Origin of the sequence: Cohnella nanjingensis (assembly GCF_014212125.1) — a bacterium.
GTDB lineage: Bacteria > Bacillota > Bacilli > Paenibacillales > Paenibacillaceae > Cohnella > Cohnella nanjingensis.
The window spans coordinates 1-17,030 of sequence record NZ_JACJVP010000030.1 but is presented as its reverse complement, the minus strand read 5'-3'; the positions used below and the strand labels follow the sequence as shown (position 1 = coordinate 17,030).

General features: G+C 63.6%; 13 protein-coding genes. 10 read left to right on the top strand and 3 right to left on the bottom strand.

Translation table 11 applies throughout. From position 1 onward, the window contains the following. The first annotated feature begins 101 nt into the window (after positions 1–101). The 6 genes from H7C19_RS18495 to H7C19_RS18470 all read left to right on the top strand — a co-directional run bounded on the left by H7C19_RS18495 (position 102) and on the right by H7C19_RS18470 (position 9,909). The gene (locus H7C19_RS18495; RefSeq protein WP_221469332.1) at positions 102–977 is read left to right on the top strand and encodes a M15 family metallopeptidase; all 876 of its coding nucleotides are present in this window, start codon (positions 102–104) and stop codon (positions 975–977) included. Positions 978–1,124: 147 nt separating this feature from the next. Then, positions 1,125–2,177, top strand: coding sequence for a selenide, water dikinase SelD (gene selD, locus H7C19_RS18490; protein WP_185670533.1), 1,053 nt, complete (start codon positions 1,125–1,127; stop codon positions 2,175–2,177). A gap of 26 nt (positions 2,178–2,203) precedes the next feature. Continuing rightward, the gene (mnmH, locus tag H7C19_RS18485) at positions 2,204–3,250 is read left to right on the top strand and encodes a tRNA 2-selenouridine(34) synthase MnmH (protein WP_185670532.1); all 1,047 of its coding nucleotides are present in this window, start codon (positions 2,204–2,206) and stop codon (positions 3,248–3,250) included. A gap of 63 nt (positions 3,251–3,313) precedes the next feature. Next, entirely contained in the window at positions 3,314–4,426 is a 1,113-nt protein-coding gene (locus tag H7C19_RS18480) for a VanZ family protein (protein ID WP_185670531.1), read from the top strand. A 31-nt stretch (positions 4,427–4,457) separates the two neighbouring features. Further along, the gene (locus tag H7C19_RS18475; RefSeq protein WP_185670530.1) at positions 4,458–8,885 is read left to right on the top strand and encodes a DEAD/DEAH box helicase; all 4,428 of its coding nucleotides are present in this window, start codon (positions 4,458–4,460) and stop codon (positions 8,883–8,885) included. Between the two features lie 187 nt (positions 8,886–9,072). After that, positions 9,073–9,909, top strand: coding sequence for a sugar phosphate isomerase/epimerase family protein (locus tag H7C19_RS18470; protein WP_185670529.1), 837 nt, complete (start codon positions 9,073–9,075; stop codon positions 9,907–9,909). Positions 9,910–10,727: 818 nt separating this feature from the next. Here H7C19_RS18470 and H7C19_RS18465 read toward each other — a convergent pair. Continuing rightward, positions 10,728–11,075 carry a winged helix-turn-helix transcriptional regulator gene (locus H7C19_RS18465; RefSeq protein ID WP_185670528.1) on the bottom strand — a complete coding sequence of 116 codons (348 nt, stop codon included), beginning with the start codon at positions 11,073–11,075 and terminating at the stop codon, positions 10,728–10,730. Positions 11,076–11,366: 291 nt separating this feature from the next. Here H7C19_RS18465 and H7C19_RS18460 point away from each other — a divergent pair, with 291 nt between their 5' ends. Together H7C19_RS18460 and H7C19_RS18455 are read left to right on the top strand one after the other, a co-directional pair. Then, a complete protein-coding gene (locus tag H7C19_RS18460) occupies positions 11,367–12,437 on the top strand; it encodes an SDR family oxidoreductase (RefSeq protein WP_185670527.1) in 1,071 nt (356 codons plus the stop codon). 51 nt (positions 12,438–12,488) lie between these two features. Further along, positions 12,489–12,788, top strand: a complete 300-nt coding sequence (locus H7C19_RS18455; RefSeq protein WP_221469331.1) for a hypothetical protein — start codon at positions 12,489–12,491, stop codon at positions 12,786–12,788. Positions 12,789–12,913: 125 nt separating this feature from the next. Here H7C19_RS18455 and H7C19_RS18450 read toward each other — a convergent pair whose 3' ends face one another. Next, the gene (locus H7C19_RS18450; protein WP_185670525.1) at positions 12,914–13,261 is read right to left on the bottom strand and encodes a winged helix-turn-helix transcriptional regulator; all 348 of its coding nucleotides are present in this window, start codon (positions 13,259–13,261) and stop codon (positions 12,914–12,916) included. A 202-nt stretch (positions 13,262–13,463) separates the two neighbouring features. Here H7C19_RS18450 and H7C19_RS18445 point away from each other — a divergent pair, with 202 nt between their 5' ends. After that, on the top strand, positions 13,464–13,673 hold the full coding sequence (locus tag H7C19_RS18445; protein ID WP_185670524.1) for a hypothetical protein: 210 nt from the start codon (positions 13,464–13,466) through the stop codon (positions 13,671–13,673). Between the two features lie 206 nt (positions 13,674–13,879). Here H7C19_RS18445 and H7C19_RS18440 read toward each other — a convergent pair whose 3' ends face one another. Next, positions 13,880–15,856, bottom strand: a complete 1,977-nt coding sequence (locus tag H7C19_RS18440; RefSeq protein ID WP_185670523.1) for an alpha-amylase family protein — start codon at positions 15,854–15,856, stop codon at positions 13,880–13,882. 180 nt (positions 15,857–16,036) lie between these two features. Between H7C19_RS18440 and H7C19_RS18435 the strand changes: the two genes are divergently transcribed. Further along, the gene (locus H7C19_RS18435) at positions 16,037–16,906 is read left to right on the top strand and encodes a helix-turn-helix transcriptional regulator (protein ID WP_185144209.1); all 870 of its coding nucleotides are present in this window, start codon (positions 16,037–16,039) and stop codon (positions 16,904–16,906) included. Positions 16,907–17,030: the final 124 nt, after the last annotated feature.

Genomic DNA, 17,030 nt, shown 5'->3' with positions numbered 1-17,030 from the left:
GCTCGCGTTGCGCCGTCTAGCGATCTGTGCGATGATCGGTAGAGTTAGAGAGAGAGAGAGCATCGCCGCGGCCCGGCCCGGGCCGGGAAGGAGAAGCGCGCATGAAGTATCTGATCGCCGTCTTGTTTATCGTCGTCCTGGGAGATTTGCGGGCCGAGGCGTTCGCAACCCTGCCGTCGCAGGCCGAAATGACGAAAGCCGAAACGGCGAAGGCCGAGAATTCTAAGGCTGCGCCTCCCAAGGCCGAGATTCCCAAGGCCGAAACGCCGAAAGCTGAGAAGCCCAAGACCGAGACGCCCAAGACCGAGACGCCCAAGACCGAGACGCCCCAACCGGCCGATGCCGCCCCCGTCGCCAAACAGCGGCGCCTGCCGAAGGGCTTCGTCTACGCGGACGAAGCGATCCCGACCGCCCGATTCCATATTGGCTATTATGGCGACGGCAACTTCGTGGGCGAGCGCATCGACGGCTACAGGGCGCCGCTCGCGATCCTGACCGCGGAAGCGGCCCAGGCGCTTAAACGGGTGGAAGAGGACTTGGAGCGTCAAGGCTACGCGCTTAAGATTTATGACGCCTACCGTCCGCAGAAGGCCGTGGATCACTTTATCCGCTGGTCCAAGGACGTCAAGGATACGCGCATGAAGGAGATCTACTATCCGCAAGTGAACAAGAAGGACCTCTTCAAACTCGGCTACCTGGCCTCCAAATCCGGCCATTCGCGAGGCAGTACCGTCGACCTGACGCTGGTCGACGCGAAGACCGGCGAAGAGGCGGACATGGGCGGCATCGTCGACTTCCTCGGCCCGGTCTCCAGCCATGGCGCCAAAGGGATCACGCAAGCCCAAGCCGCGAACCGCAAGCGGCTTAAGCAGGCGATGGAGAAGCGCGGATTTAAGGCTTACAGCAAAGAATGGTGGCACTACACGCTCGCCAAGGAGCCGTATCCGAAGAAATACTTTGACTTCGACGTCGCCTGACGAAGGCGGACGCGGGAGCTGAATAGGCGGGACTGGCGCCGTAAAAAGCGTGGGGAAGTCCGCCGGCCTCGCGTTTGCTTTGACGCCGAGAGATCGTGTACGATGCTAGAATGAAGCTTCACCCATAGAGAGGAAGGAATCGTCTTCATGAATGCCGAAGAACCTGTCAAATTAACTTCCTTGTCCAGCAAGGGCGGCTGCGGATGCAAGATCGGGCCGGCGGATCTGGCCCAAGTTATCCGAAGCTTGCCCAAGGGCACGCCCAATCCCGACCTGCTGGTCGGTCTCGAGACGAGCGACGATGCCGGCGTCTACCGGTTGACCGACGAGCTGGCGATGGTGCAGACGGTCGACTTCTTCACGCCGATCGTCGACGATCCGTATGCGTTCGGGCAGATCGCAGCCGCGAACGCCATCAGCGACATCTATGCGATGGGCGGCAAGCCGCTCACGGTCTTGAATATCGTCGCTTTCCCGATCGCGACGCTCGACAAGCGGATTCTGGCCGATATACTGCGCGGCGCGGCGGACAAAGTCGCGGAAGCGGGCGCCACGCTCGTCGGCGGCCACTCGATCGACGACCGGGAGCCGAAGTTCGGCCTCGCGGTGACCGGGATCGTCCATCCCGACAAGATCCGGACCAACGCGGGCGCGAAGCCGGGAGACCGGCTCATCCTGACGAAGCCGATCGGCGTCGGCATCCTGACGACCTCCATCAAGAAGGACGAGCTGTCGCCCGAGGAGATTCGAATGGCGACCGAAGTGATGGCCGCGTTGAATAAGCGCGCGGCCGAGACGATGGCGTCCTATGACGTACACGCCTGCACCGACGTGACCGGCTTCGGCCTGATCGGCCATGCGCTCGAGATGGCCAAAGGCAGCGGCGTCGGCATCCGGCTGCGCGAACGCGACGTGCCGATCCTCCCTCGCGTACGGGAGCTGGCGGAGCGGGGCTTCGTTCCCGGCGGCACGAAGAACAACTACAATCACGTGAAGGACGACGTCGCGTTCGCGGAGACGCTGGACGAGACGAGCCGCTTGATCCTCTGCGACGCGGTCACCTCGGGCGGCCTGCTTATCGCTGTCGAGGCCGGCCAGGCGGACGCGCTTCTCCGCGACTTGCGGGAAGCCGGGGTAGACGCGCGCGCCATCGGCGAGACGACCGGAGAAGACGCCGGCCGGATCACGGTCGAAGCCTGACGGACCCGGCGAGAAAAGGAGACCGCATGTTTCAAGATATCGCAATTGACGTATTGTTCGAGAAAAGAAAGCGCGGGGAGCTCATCCTCGTCGACGTCCGCTCGCCGTCCGAGTATCGGGAAGCTTCGATCCCCGGCAGCTTGAACATTCCGCTCTTCGACGACGCGGAGCGGGCGGAGATCGGCACCCTTTACAAGCAGGCGAGCGTCGACGCGGCCAAGACGCGCGGTCTCGAGATCGTTTCGGCCAAGCTGCCGGCTTTCATTAAGCAATTCGCCGCGCTGCCGGGGAAGACGGCCGTATTCTGCTGGCGGGGCGGCATGCGCAGCAAGACGACCGCCACCGTGCTCTCCCTGATGGGGATTCACGCTTACCGGCTGACGGGGGGATATCGCGCCTATCGGAGAAGCGTCGTCGATGCGCTCTCGGAGATGGACTTCGCGCCGAAGCTGATCGTCCTGCACGGCAACACCGGCACGGGCAAGACGGCGATTCTGCGCGCCCTGCAGGCGCGCGGCTGCCCGGCGCTGGATCTGGAGGCGATGGCCGGGCACCGCGGCTCCGCCTTCGGGCATATCGGCCTTCCCGCGCACAATCAGAAGACGTTCGACGCGCTGCTCTTCGACGAGCTATCGCGATTCGAACAGGCGCCCTATGTCTTCATGGAGGCGGAGAGCAAGCGGATCGGGAAGGTGACGGTGCCCGACTTTCTGATGCGCAAAAAGGAAGAAGGCCTGCACGTCCGGATCGAGATGCCGGTCGAGGCCCGCGTGAACACGATCCTGAACGATTACCGGCCGGAGGCGCATCACGAGGCATGCCTACAGGCTTTTCGCCTCATCAAATCCCGATTGCATACCCCTGTGGCGGCGGAGATCGAGACGCTGCTCGAGGAGCGCCGGTACGACCGGGCGGTCGCGCTGCTGCTGATCCACTACTACGATCCGAGGTATGCGCATTCATCGGAGGCGTACGAGTCGACTGCGCTCGCCGCGATCCGGGCGGATACCGCGGAAGAAGCGGCCGAAGAGCTGCTTCGCCTTGTCGGAGGCGGACTGGCCGTTCAGCCTTAGCGTCGCCGGTCGTCCGTATCCGGCGACTGCCGTCTCAGGTCGAGCGGAGAAGAGGAGACCCTTATGCTAGACTTCTATCTCTATCCGGTTTCTTACGCGTTCACGACGTTTCCGATCGCGGCCGTCGTCTTCACGCTGCCGTTTCTGGTGGTGCAGTATCATAGGCACGGCTACATTCATAAATATCGCGCGCTGCTCCTCTATCTCTTTCTCCTCTACCTGATGAACGCGTTCTATCTGATTCTGCTTCCGCTGCCGAGCTCCGTTCACAACGCCCCGCCGGCGGCGGAATCGTACGTCCAGTGGATCCCGTTCCAGTTCCTCGCGGATATCGCGCGGGAGACGGGCGTCCGGCTCGCGCATCCGAGCACCTATCCGCTCCTGCTGCAGGAGCGGGCGTTCCTGCAGGCGGTATTCAACGTGCTCCTGACCGTCCCGTTCGGCCTCTTCCTGCGCTATTACTTCCGCAGATCCTGGCTGCCCTGCCTGCTCGCGTCGCTGGGCCTCTCCCTGTGCTTCGAGGTGACGCAGGTGACGGGCATCTACGGTATCTTCGATTACCCGTACCGGCTGTTCGACGTGGACGATCTGATGCTCAATACGGCCGGCGGCATGCTCGGCTATCTGATCGCCGCCTGGCTGTCGCTGCATCTGCCGCGCATCGACCGGCTCGACGCGTCGGTGGACTTGTCCAAGAAACGCGTCACCTACACGCGGCGGGGGTTGGCGTTCCTCTTCGATTGGGCGCTCTTGCTGCCCGCCGCTGCCGTACTCGCGGCGCTGCGCGTGCCGTTCGCGTACGTCTGGCTGATCGCCGCCTACTTTATCGCGCTGCCTTATGCCACCAACGGGCAGACGTTCGGCAAGTGGCTGCTGCGCGTCCGCCTGCGGGAAGCGGGCGGACGCCCCTCGATCCGGGCGCTCGCGATCCGTTACGGGCTGCTCTATCTGGCCGTCGGCGGGCCTCACGTCCTGTTGCTGGCCACGGCGCGGCATGCGTCGGTCCCGCTGCTCGGGCTGTTCTTGGCGATGACCGTCTTCGCCGTGGATGCGGTATTCGCCATACACCTGCTGCGATGCGTGTTCAATCGGGAACGCAAGCTGTTCTACGAAACGAGGAGCGGCACTGCGCACGTCATCAGCATGAACCGACGCGACGCGGCGGAAGCCGAGTGACCCATTATCCGATCCGAAAGAAGGGATATGCATGAGCGAAGCCCGGAAGGTCCCGTTTCACCCGCTGATCCGCGAATGGTTCGACCGTTCGTTCGGCGAGCCGACCGATGTACAGAAGGAAGCCTGGCAGGCGATCGGGAGCGGCGCGCATACGCTCATCGCCGCGCCGACGGGTTCGGGCAAGACGCTCGCCGCGCTGCTGCCCTGCCTGAACCGGCTCGCTAGCGCGTCCGGCGCTCCGCGGGCGCCCGGCGTGCGGATCGTCTACATCACGCCGCTCAAAGCGCTGAACAACGATATCTCCCATCACGCGGTACGGTTCGTGGACGAGCTGAAGGCGCTGGCGGCGGAGCTCGGGACGGACCCGCCGGATATCCGCTGCGAGGTTCGCACCGGCGATACGCCGCCCGCCAAGCGGGCTGCGATGCTGCGCCGTCCGCCCGAGATGCTCGTCACGACGCCGGAATCGCTCTACCTGCTCTTGACGTCGGACAAAGGCCGCGACATGTTGGCGACGACAGAGACGGTCATCGTCGACGAGATTCACGATCTGGCGGCCGACAAGCGGGGGGCGCATCTGTCGCTCTCGCTGGAGCGGCTGACCCATCGCGCGCCGTCCCCGCCGCAGCGGATCGGCGTCTCGGCGACGCAGAAGCCGCTGGAACGGGTCGCGCGCTTCCTCGGCGGATGGATGGAAGCGCGGGACGGCGATCCGGCCGAAGGCGCGGACATGCGTCCGCGTCCGGTGACGATCGTCGAGAGCGCGATCCGGAAGCGAATGCGCGTAGCGGTAACGATGCCGGATCCGAACATGCCGGCCGCGGACCGGGAAGCGGTCTGGAAGCCGCTGCTCGACCGCATCATGGCCGCGGTGACGGATTGCCGGTCCGTGCTGCTGTTCGCGAACAGCAGACGGCTGTGCGAGCGGTTGTGTCTGCGCCTCAACGACCATGTCGGCTACGAGATGGCGCGCGCGCACCACGGGAGCGTCTCCCGCGAACGGCGGCTCGAGGTCGAGCGGATGCTGAAGGACGGCAGCCTGCGCTGCATCGTGGCGACCTCCTCGCTGGAGCTCGGCATCGATATCGGGCATATCGACCTGGTCATTCAGATCGACTCCCCGCAGGAAGCCGCCCGCGGCATTCAACGGATCGGCCGGGCGGGACACGCCGTCGGCGAGGACAGCCGGGGCGTCGTCATCGCCCGGCAGAAGGCGCTGCTCCCCGAGATCGCGGTGCTGAGCCGCCAGATCTCGCTGCGCGAGATCGAAGAGATCCGCATCCCCGAAGGCCCGATGGACGTCCTCTCCCAGCAGGCGGTCGCGATGGCGGCGATGGACGACTGGCCGCTCGGCGAACTGTACCGGCTCATCCGGCGAAGCGACAGCTACCAGCGCTACCCGCTGGAGCGGCTCAAGCGCATGCTGCAGGTGCTGGCCGGCTTCTATCCGTTCGCGAAGCCGCTGCTCGACTGGGACCGCGAGACGGATACGCTTCGCGGGCGGAGCAACAGCCGGATGGCGGCGGTGACGGGCGCCGGCACGATCCCGCAGAGCGGCGGATATCCGGTCCATCATCTGGATAGCCGGGCGAACCTCGGCGAGGTCGACGAAGAGTTCATCCAGGAGAGCCGTGTCGGCGACGTGTTCCTGCTCGGGACGAGCTCCTGGATGATCCGGGATATCCGCAACGACCGGGTGTACGTGTCCGAAGCGGGCAACCGGTTCAGCGAGGTGCCGTTCTGGCGCAACGAAGCCGGAGGAAGATCCTACGAGCTCGGCATGCGCGTCGGCGCGTTCCTCCGGGAAGCAGCGGACCGGCTACGGTTGGAGGAGCGGGAGGAGGAAGGGGATCCCGAAGCGTCGGCGCGGGCGGAGCGGGAGTCGGACGACGCGCTCTGCGCCTGGCTGGACGAGATGTACGGGATGGATCCGCGTTCCGCCGGGGAGCTGACTTCGTTCATCCGCGCGCAGCATCGCGCCGTCGGTCTGCCGACGGACCGGCAGATCGTCATCGAGCATTACCGCGACGTGATGAACCAAACGCACGTCGTCGTGCACCATGCCGGCGGCCGGGCGGTCAACCTGGCTTGGCAGCTCGCGATCGAGCGGCAATTCGAGCAGCTCCTGCCCTATCGGCTGTACGGGAATGCCAAGGACAACGGCATCGAATTCGTGCTGCCCGAATGGGACGCTTCCTGGCTCCAAGTATTGTACCAGGTGACGCCCGCGAATCTGGAGCGGCTGCTCACCGAAGCCGTCACCGGTTCGCCGCTGCTCGCGATCGCTTTCCGGAAGATCGCGGAGACGTCGCTGCTGCTCTCCCGGAGCTTTACCCGCACCCCGATGTGGCAGAAGCGGCTGCGAAGCGAAGCGCTGCTCCGGAGCGCGCTGCCCTATGCGGAGCAGTTCCCTTATCTGCGCGAAGCGATGTCGGAGTGTCTGCACGATTACTTGGGCTACGCGCCGCTGAAGCGTCTGCTGGAAGAGATCGCGGCGGGACAAGTCGCGCTCGTCGTCCGGGAGACGCCGTATCCTTCGCCGTTCGCTTCGCAGTTCGTGGCGGACTACGCGAATATGCGGCTGTACGAGGGGGACGGACTGGACGAGACGACGCGCCTCCAGCTGATGAACGTGAGCAAGGAGCTGACCGCCCAGCTGTTCGGCGCGGAGGCGATGAGCGAAGCGATCAGCGAGGAGGTCGTGGCCGAGGAGAGCCGCCGCCTCGAAGAACCGGCCCGACGTCCGGCGAACCCGGACGAACTCGCCGCCCTGCTCAAGCAGCGCGGCGATCTGACCGCGCGCGAGCTCGGGAAGCTGGCCGGCGACGAGGCGCTGGGCTGGCTGGAGGCGCTTTGCGTCCAGGGCCGCGCGCTGCCGCTCGACGCGGCGGGCGATGGCGAGTTCCGCTGGATCGCGGCCGACGAGCGCGAGGTATACGAGGCATTCCCGGAGACGCCGGCGTCCGTCTCGTTCGTGCTGGGACGCTACGTCGAGCATCAGCTCTCCTTCACCGAGACGGAGCTCTGCGACCGCTATCCGTCGTTGTCGTTCGACGAGGCGCAGCGGACGGTCGAACGCTGGCTGGAAGACGGCACGATCGTCCGGGCTCCGCATGCCGCCAGCGAGGACGAGCGGCTCTGGACGAGCGCCAAGATCGCCTCCCGCATCGTCCGCCTGTCGATTCGGCAGGCCCGGAGCAAGGCGGAGCCCGTCGATCCCGCGCGCTGGTGCGGTCAGATCGCCCTGCTGCAGCATGTGCTGCCGGGGACGCAGGTGCAGGGGAGCGAAGGGCTGCGCGAGGCGATCGCGCGTCTGCAAGGGCTTTTCCTGCCGCTCTCGCACTGGGAGACGATCATCTTCCCTTCGCGCGTCGCGAACTATCGCAAGGAGGATCTGGATCTGCTGTGCGCGTCCGGCGAGGTGCTCTGGATCGGCCGCAAGGACGAAGGGGACAAGGAAGGGAAGCTGGCTTTCTTCCTCGCGGAAGCGAAGGCGCTGCTCGCGCCGTTCGCGCATCCCCGGGCGGAGGAGCCGACGAAGCATCCGAAGCTGCTGCGGCTGCTCGAAGAGGGAGGGGCGAGCTTCCTGACGCGGCTCAGCCGCGAGATGGACGCCGCGCCGTCCGAGCTGCTGCCCGATCTGCTGGAGCTGGTCTGGGAGGGCCGCGTCTCGAACGACCAGTTCGCGCCGCTGCGTCTGCATGCGCAAGCGGGGAACGCGAAGCGCGCGCAGCGGGCGAAGGCCGGATCGGGCTTGGGCCGGTGGTATGCGACGGCAGGGCTGGCGGAGGACGGACCCGCGCTTCCCGACGACCGGGAGGGAAGGGAGGCAGGCGCGGAATCGCCTGCGCTCGTCTGGGCGCACCACCTTCTGCAGGTGTACGGGATGGTGAACCGCGAGCTCGTCGCCCGGACGTCTCCGTTCGCATGGGACGATCTCTATCCGATCTTGAAGCGTCTGGAGGAATGGGGCGCCGTGACGCGCGGGACGTTCATCCGGGGCATGTCGACGCTGCAGTTCACGACCCGGGAGATCAGCGACGCGGTGCGCCGGCCGCTGCCGGCGGCGCCGAACGCCCTGACCGTGCTGTCCTCGGCCGATCCCGCGAATCCGTTCGGCATGATGGTCGATTGGCCGGCGGGAATGCCGGGCGCGTCCTTCGCCCGCAAGCCGGGCAACTTCCTGCTGCTGGACGGCGATCGCTGGGCGTATTGGGTCGAGAACAACGGCAAGAGGATCTTCCGCATGCCGGAAGCCGATCGCGAGCTCGGGTCTCCGGAGCGCCAGGCGGCTCTGCTCCAGGCGGCGTTCCAAGCGATTCTGCGGAGGCAGAAGCTCTCCAAGCTGAGCATCGAACTGTGGGACGGCGAGGCCGTGACGGAGACGGACGCGGCGGAGATGCTGCTTCGGCTCGGGGCGGAGCGGGACCGCCGTTCGCTCGTGTTTTGGCTGAACTAATTCTGCGAGGAGCGCCGCAGCGCGTCGAGATCGGAGCGCTGCGGCTATCGGGCGAGCGGTAGGAACGACGGCATGCCGGGGCAGGAAAATTGGAGCATGTATTCTTGCGCCGTCTGTAATAAGATAGAGACGGGCAAGAAAGCGTTTTTATCGATCGAAGCGCAGAATCAGATTGGAGGAGCAACGGATGCGGAGAGGATTAAGCGTAGCTGGGCTTGGCGCGCTGGAGAACGAAGCGGAGCTGATCCGGCTGGCCGGCAAGCACGGCTTCCGTACGGTCGACGTCAACGCCCATTGGCTGATCGGCCAGTTCGGGACGGAGAAGGCGAGAGCGCTGTTGGCCGAGAACGGGGTGGAGATCGGCTCCATCGGACTGCCGGTGGATTGGCGGACGACGGAGGAGACGTTCCTGGACGGGATGAAGATTCTAGGCGAGCACGCCGCCGCGGCACGCGCGCTAGGGTGCACCCGCTGCTGCACGTACATCCTGCCTTCGACGGACTATCCGTCGGCGCACTTCATGGCGGTGGCGACGCGTCGCCTTCGCGCTTGCGCGCAGCTCCTCGGCGTGTACGGCATTCGGTTCGGCCTCGAATTCGTCGGCCCGCATCATCTGCGGACGCGCTGGTCCAACCCGTTCATCTGGACGATGGAGGAGACGCTGGACTGGATCGGCGCGATCGGCGAGGGCAACGTCGGTTTGCTGCTCGACGCTTACCATTGGCACACGAACGGCTTGAAGGCAGCGGATATCGAAGCCTTGCGACCGGAGCAGATCGTGCACGTCCATCTCAACGACGCGCCGGACGTGCCGGTGGAGCAGGCGTTGGACAACGCGCGGCTGTACCCGGGCGAGGGGGTCATCGACTTGACGGGCTTCCTGCGGGCGCTGCGCAAGATCGGCTACGACGGTCCCGTGGCGCAGGAGATCCTGACCCAGGAGCCGCCGACAGGAACGCCGGAAGCGCTGGCCCGGCATTCGCAAGCTTGCTTCGACCAAGTGTTCGGCGCGGCAGGCTTTTAACGCAAGGCGCGGGAGGACCGTCTCGAGACGGTTTTCCCGCTTTTTATTCAGGGTTCCAGGCATGCACGGCATCTCGCTCACCGCATGGGGCAAGGTGAATTACAAGGACGTGTGGGTGAAGCGGAGTGGACAAGATGAGCCGCCCGGGGAATGAGGGCCGCGAGGCGCCGGAAAGGCAACCAAGAAAAATCGGCTTCGCCGTCTTTTCGGAAGCGCGACGTACCCAGTACGTCACATGGCGAGAACTCGCCGCAGCGAGGCCTATGTAACGTATCCAGTACGTCACATGGCGAGAACTCGCCGCAGCGAGGCCTATGTAACGTATCCAGTACGTCACATGGCGAGAACTCGCCACCGTGAGGCTCATGTGACGTATCCAGTACGTCACATAGCGATAACTCGCCGCAGCGAGACCTATGTGACGTATCCAGTACGACACATGGCGAGAATTCGCCGCTGCTAGGTCTATGTGACGTGCCCAGTACGTCACATGGCGAGAATTCGCCGCAGCGAGGCCAATGAGACGTACCCAGTACGACACATGGCGAGAATTCGCCGCAGTTAGGCTTATGTGACGTATCCAGTACGACACATGGCGAGAATTCGCCGAAGCGAGGCTAATGAGACGTACCCAGTACTTCATTTGCTTTTCAACCCCCACTTCGCGTTGAATTTCTCTTGTCAAAAGGACCTCATCCTCTACCTTGCGGTGGAATTTGAGGTCCTTTCGTTCGTTCATCAATGGGGGTTGTTGCCATTCCAGGCGATTGGAGGACTCACATCAAAAGACCGCCTGCGGGCGGTCTTTTGTGCGGAATCTATTCAACGTCCGTCGGACTCGACCACCGCTGCGCCCAATTGTCCAGCTCCTGCAGCACCTTTCCGAAATCGTAGCCTTTCTCGGTCAACGAATATTCGACCGACACCGGTACGGTGGGGAACACTTCGCGCTTCACGACGCCGGTCTTCTCGAGATGCCGAAGCGTATCGGTGAGCGATTGCGTCTTCACGACGGCAACGTTGCGCTGCAATTGCTTGAAGCGCTGCGGCCCCTTGATCAGCTCCGCGATGACGAGAAACGACCACTTGGCTCCGAGAATCTGCAGCCCGTCGCAGAGATGCGGATTCCCGTCCACGACCTTCGGCTCGAACGAATATAGGTTCATCTGCGTTCTCTCCTCTCCGTCTGCGCGATGGCGGTCAAGATCCGTACCTGCCGTCTCGTTGCTGCGCGTCTCCCTATTATACGTTGGACCCGGCCGCGATTGCCAGCGGAGTTGTCCGTCCCTAGTTTGAGATTCGTCAGCGCCGGCCGCGCGGCGTCATCATTACTTTGAGGTAACTATCGCACTTCGAAGTGCGATCTTCCCGTCGGACGCAGCCCGTAGCATAATGGCATCAAGCCGGAAGCGCAGCCGGAAAGACCGGAACCGCGCTCCCATTCCACCTTGAAGGAGATGCTGCAAATGCAACGGGAAACGAGAAAAGTCGCCCTGGTCGTCGGCGCAAACGGCGTCATTGGACGCAATCTGATCGAACACTTGGAAACGCTGGCGGATTGGGAGGTCATCGGCTTGTCGCGCAGGGGAGGGGAGCCGAGTGAAAGGGTCCGCTTCGTCGCGGTCGACCTGCTGAATCCGGACGATTGCAGAGACAAGCTCGGGACGCTGACCGAGGTCACGCATCTCTTCTACGCCGCCTATCAAGACCGCCCGACCTGGGCGGAGCTCGTCCCTCCGAACATGGCGATGCTCGTGAACGTCGTCGAAGCGCTCGAAGCCGCGGCGCCGGGGCTGCAGCATGTGAGCTTGATGCAGGGATACAAAGTTTACGGCGCGCACCTCGGACCGTTCAAGACGCCGGCGCGCGAGACGGACGCCGGACACATGCCGCCCGAGTTCAACGTCGATCAACAGCAGTTTCTGGAGGAGAGGCAGAAAGGAAAGGATTGGACTTGGTCGGCGATCCGGCCGTCGGTCGTCGGGGGCTTCGCGCTCGGCAATCCGATGAACCTGGCGATGGTCATCGCGGTCTATGCCGCGATCTCCAAGGAGCTGGGGCTGCCGCTCCGCTTCCCGGGCAAGCCCGGCGCTTACGACAAGCTGCTGGAGATGACCGACGCGGGTCTGCTCGCGCGTGCGACCGTCTGGGCGGCGACCGATCCGCGGTGCGCGAACCAAGCGTTCAATATCAACAACGGCGACTTGTTCCGCTGGAGCGAGATGTGGCCGAAGATCGCGCGGTACTTCGGCCTCGAGACCGCGCCGCCGCTCCAGATGTCGCTAGGCGTCGTCATGGCCGACAAGGAGACGCTCTGGAACGCGATGATCGAGAAGTACGGCCTCGCGCCGCACGGTTACGACGAAGTATCTTCCTGGGGCTTCGGGGATTTCGTCTTCTCCTGGGACTACGATATGTTCGCGGACGGCACGAAGGCGCGTCGGTTCGGCTTCCACGAGCATATCGACACGGAAGCGATGTTCATGGGCATCTTCGACGACTTCCGCCGGCGCAAGATTATTCCGTGAATGAATTATCCGTCCAGAGTCGTCGTACCCGGAACGGCTTATCATGTAACGGTGACGAAGGTGTTGAAAGGAGACCTGGAACCCGGTAGCCAAATTAAAATTGCAGCTGGCGGCGGGACCTATAAAACGGAGAAAGCTTCTCTACGCGCCACCCTGCTTGCCGGAGAAAAATATATTTTTACAATCGCTCCGAACGGCGCTGACGCACCCCATTATTACGGCATCATCGAACCGTTCATTTATCAGATCAAGGACAATCGTGTTGTTGCCGTCAGCAATATCGAGAAATATAAATCTACCTTCCAAGCAACAAAAATAAGCGAAGCCGAATTTTGGAGTAAGTTTGAGTAACACGAATGAATAATGGAATGGAAATTAGCTTACGGCGCGGCCACTCGGTTGCGCTTTTTTCCGTGTATTTTGTCGATAAGTAAAGCTGGAAGGACTTCGATCGCCCACGCCTAACGATCCTTCCGTCAGGCCGAGGGGCTGGAGACTTCGCCCTGCTTCATCCGTTCGGCGTGGCGGTCTCCCCACAGGCAGAGCGAGGTCAGGACGTCCTTCAGCGTCCAGCCGTAATCCGTCAGCTCGTATTCCACCTTGGGCGGGACTTGAGGATGGACGATTCTGCGGATGACGCCGTCGGCCTCCAGCTCGCGGAGCTGCTCGGTGAGCACTTTTTGCGTGACGGCCGGCATGAGCTGCAGGAACTCGCTGTTGCGCTTTTTGCCGGAGATGAGATGGAAGAGGATGACGCATTTCCATTTGCCGCCGATGATCTCGAGCGTCAATTCGACGGAGGTGTTGTAGATTTTTTCGGCCACGGCCGGGAAGCCTCCTTTGGCATTCGGATTCCTTTGTCGCTCAGATTCCTTGGATTCGCGCTGTCTCTATCTTACGTGCTGCGCACCCGGATTTCCACCCGGGCTCGAAATCTCGGAATCGGCATGCCGGGACGCAACTCTTGTCCTTCTGAATCGTCTATTCCATGAAAAGGGAAAATTGCTGCGGAGGGAGAGGGAGAAGATGGCCGGAAACGCGCCGTTCGGCGTGGTCGTCATCTTGTTGATCGGCATCGGAGGGATATGGGCAGGAGGAAGGCCAGGCCGGCTGTGCGTCGCGGACCGGAGATGGATGCGCTGGATGGGCGCGGGCCTCATGGCTGCGGCGGCGGGACTGCTGCTTTTCTCCATCGTCCAGCAGCTCGATGCGATCTCGCACGCGCGAGGACACTGAGCGGCCGGGACGGGACGGAACGTTCGGCTGCGGGCACGCCAAGCAAGCAGGCGCATAGCAAGCGGGAGCGAACGTCGAATGAGGCTGCAAGGCGAGAAGGGCTGCGTGCCCGCGAGGCAGAACGGGTCGTCTCGTCCGCAGAGACGAAAAGCCAAGGAGACTCGGCGTTCCGAGATCTCCTTGGCTTTTGCCGCTGCAGATTCCTGCTAGGCGAAGGACAGCGCGACCATCTGATGGCAGACCAGCTCCGGCACCGTATATCGGACTTGGCCGTCGGACTGCTCGAAGGGAATCGCGACGCCGGCCGGTTCGAGCGTGACCGCGGCGACGTCGGACGGCACCCGGACCGTCACGTCGATCTGACGGATCGGGAGCAGGTCTTCGATGACTTCGATGCCGTCGCCGCGGCGTACGGGCGAGGCGTAGAGCAGATGCTGAACCCAACGGCGGGCCGTCTCCTGCTTCTGCAGCGTGACGATGCCCTGGGCGGGCAGGTTCGTCGTCAACGTCTTGTTCGGCAGCAGCCGGTTCAGCGCGTACAGGACGGCTTCGCGCAGGACGAGGCTGCCTTTCTCCGCGTATTCGGAGAAAGCCTGCCAAGCGAAGTAGATGCCGTCCCGGCCTTCGGTCATGGCGGGTCCCGCCGATTGAAGCGTGCTCGGCGTGTGCTGGTGGGAGCAGAAGGAGAAGACGTCCCGGTTGAAGTACGAGTTCTCTCTCTCTCCGTGAACGGTGCCGCCGTCGGCCGTCGCGATCTCTTTGCCCTCCGAATACATCACGTAGGAAGCGGCGGGCAGACCGGCGATGGGGAAGCCGGGGCGGAAGTAGCTCGGCCGGCAGGCCGAATCGCCGATATACCGAGAGCCTAAGTTCAGAGCGAATGCCGTGCCTTCGGTGTTCAAGCCGGAATCGCCGGTGGCGAGCACGCGGCCGCCGCCGCGCAGGAAGTCCTGCAGCTTGCCATGGAGGCGTTCGTCCACCGGGCATCGGTCGGGCAGGACGAGCACCTTGTACTTCGCGAAGTCCGCTTCCAGGTCGACGATGTCGAACAGGAGCTTGCCTTCGAGCAGCATCCGGACGACCCCGGCATCGGGATCGCCGGTCTTGTCTCCGTGCGGGTTCGGGTTCCCGCCGGTCACCGCCTCCACGCTGAGCACCGCGATGTCCGCAACCGCTTCAACGTCGACGCACCAAGGCTCCTTCGCTTCGACCTCGGCATACGCCTCGCCGATCAGCGCGTACGTCGCTTCATCCATATGGCCTTCGGGATGAAGCTGGTCGCCAATGGAGATGCGGGCGCCGTTCGCCAGGCTGAGCGAGGTCTCGTACCGCAGCGCGTTCGGGTGCTTGTAGCCGCCGAACTCGCCCCACGACGTATGGAACTTGCCGGTCATTCCGAGGAAATCCATGCCGAGCGTCTGCGCGTAACGCGCGGACAACGGGAAGTGATCGTACCCCCAGCCGCCGGTCGGCAGCGATTCGAGTTCCAGGTGGGTATTGAAATGCGCCAAGTCGCGCCGGCCGCGCCGGATGTGTCCGCCGTTGTGGAAGACGGGCAAGCCCGGCTTGAGATCGTGGACGGCCGCGTTCGTCCGTTCGCAATACGTCGCATACGTCCGATCCCAGAGCGCGCGCATCGCCTCCAGGTCGCGGGGGTCGCCGCCGGCGGCACGGACGGTCGCGACGCAGGATTGACAGTAGCACTCCGCCACGCCGACGATATCGAGGAAGATGCCGTCCGCGTCGTAGCGGGAGACGACTTCTTCGATCTGGGCGCAGAGCAGGTCCAGGTACGGCGTGTTCATGCAGAAGCGGTGATAGCCGGGCGACAGGAAGTCCGGCACCCAAACGGTCGCTTCGTTCGGACGGCGGATGAGCCACTCGGGATGACGGCGGGCGAGCTTCTGATCCAAGCCGGCGGAGAGGTAGACGGGCGTCTTGACGCCGATCTCGTGGGCGGCTTCGATCTGCGCGCCCAACAGGTCGAAGGAGAGACCCGGATGAATCTCGTTCGCTTCGGACGGATGATAAGCCCAGCCGTGATGGCATTTGGAGAAGACGGTGATCGAATCGACGCGACCTGCGCGGAGCATATCTTGGAACTGCGCCTTGCTGAAGCGACTCCCGATGCCGGGAATAAGCTCCGAGGTATGGAAATCGAGATGAACTTGGCGGAACCGCATGCGCGTGCCTCCTTAGGGTGTGGACTTGATTCCTACTGTAAGGGAAGGCTGGGCGGACCGCTAGGCACATTCTCGACCAGATCTAGCACGATGTCGACCTAATCGAGAGAGGAATTGGCATCGGATCGGCGAATAATAGGGAGAGAATCGTACGAAACCGACCGGCTGGAGGAAACAATGATGCAATGTCTTGAACTCGCCATACCGCCGCTGCCTCAGCTCATCACGGTCGGAGGGGGCGTCTGGTCGCCCGGCACGCAGCACTTCAAGCGCTGCTTCGACGTCTACGATCTGATCTACGTGCGCAGCGGCGAATTCTTCATGACGGAGGCGGACCAGGTCTACGAGCTGGGCGAGCACGAGCTGCTCTTGCTTCAGCCGGGGCTCGTCCATTTCGGCCACCGCCCGGTCGAGACGGCGTCCGAGATCTACTGGTGCCACTTCGTCCACCCGCGTCCGCCACGCGCAATGGAGGACGATCAGATCGCCTGGTCGGGTCTCCTGCAGCGGGCGAGCGACGCCGACCTGCTGCCGGGCGAACAGTTCATGTACCTGCCGAAGCGGGCCGTCGTCGAGCCGCGCCTGCTCGTGCCGGTGATGGACGAGATGATCGCGCTGCATCGCTCGCTGACGCTCGGCAGCGCGCTGCGGCTCCAAGTCGTCGCTGGCGAGATGTTCGCGAGGCTGCAAGAGGTCGTGCGGGGGACGGCGAAGACGCGCGCGTTCGAGATCAGCGAGCAGGTCGTCGGATACCTCCAAGCGCACTTGGGCGAGCCGTTCCGCGCGGAAGCGATGGAGCAGGCGCTCCTGTTTCATTTCGACTACCTGGCGCGCTGCCTGAAGCAGCATACGGGGCTCAGCCCCGTCCAGTATCTGCACCGTCTTCAGGTCGACCGCGCGAAGACGCTGCTGCACCATTCGGATCTTCCCTTGCAGGAGATCGGGGAGCAAGTCGGCCTGCCGAACGTCAATTACTTCATCCGGCTGTTCCGCAGGCAGGTCGGCATGCCTCCAGGCGCGTATCGGCAGCTTCGACATGAACGCGCCTAGCGTGCAGGCGCGAAACGCAGCGGATGATAAGGGGCAGACAGTTGAACGGGCGGACCGAGAGAAACGCTTCGCGCAAAAAACACGCATGACCTTACCAGGTTACAGGCTATAATGAAAATTGCGA

Bases quoted from the DNA above. Each gene is read 5' to 3' on its own strand.
- H7C19_RS18465 (WP_185670528.1), bottom strand. From the start codon at position 11,075: ATGAACCTATATTCGTTCGAGCCGAAGGTCGTGGACGGGAATCCGCAT.
- H7C19_RS18480 (WP_185670531.1), top strand. From the start codon at position 3,314: ATGCTAGACTTCTATCTCTATCCGGTTTCTTACGCGTTCACGACGTTT.
- mnmH (WP_185670532.1), top strand. From the start codon at position 2,204: ATGTTTCAAGATATCGCAATTGACGTATTGTTCGAGAAAAGAAAGCGC.
- H7C19_RS18435 (WP_185144209.1), top strand. From the start codon at position 16,037: ATGCAATGTCTTGAACTCGCCATACCGCCGCTGCCTCAGCTCATCACG.
- H7C19_RS18445 (WP_185670524.1), top strand. From the start codon at position 13,464: ATGGCCGGAAACGCGCCGTTCGGCGTGGTCGTCATCTTGTTGATCGGC.
- selD (WP_185670533.1), top strand. From the start codon at position 1,125: ATGAATGCCGAAGAACCTGTCAAATTAACTTCCTTGTCCAGCAAGGGC.
- H7C19_RS18495 (WP_221469332.1), top strand. From the start codon at position 102: ATGAAGTATCTGATCGCCGTCTTGTTTATCGTCGTCCTGGGAGATTTG.
- H7C19_RS18460 (WP_185670527.1), top strand. From the start codon at position 11,367: ATGCTGCAAATGCAACGGGAAACGAGAAAAGTCGCCCTGGTCGTCGGC.
- H7C19_RS18470 (WP_185670529.1), top strand. From the start codon at position 9,073: ATGCGGAGAGGATTAAGCGTAGCTGGGCTTGGCGCGCTGGAGAACGAA.
- H7C19_RS18440 (WP_185670523.1), bottom strand. From the start codon at position 15,856: ATGCGGTTCCGCCAAGTTCATCTCGATTTCCATACCTCGGAGCTTATT.
- H7C19_RS18475 (WP_185670530.1), top strand. From the start codon at position 4,458: ATGAGCGAAGCCCGGAAGGTCCCGTTTCACCCGCTGATCCGCGAATGG.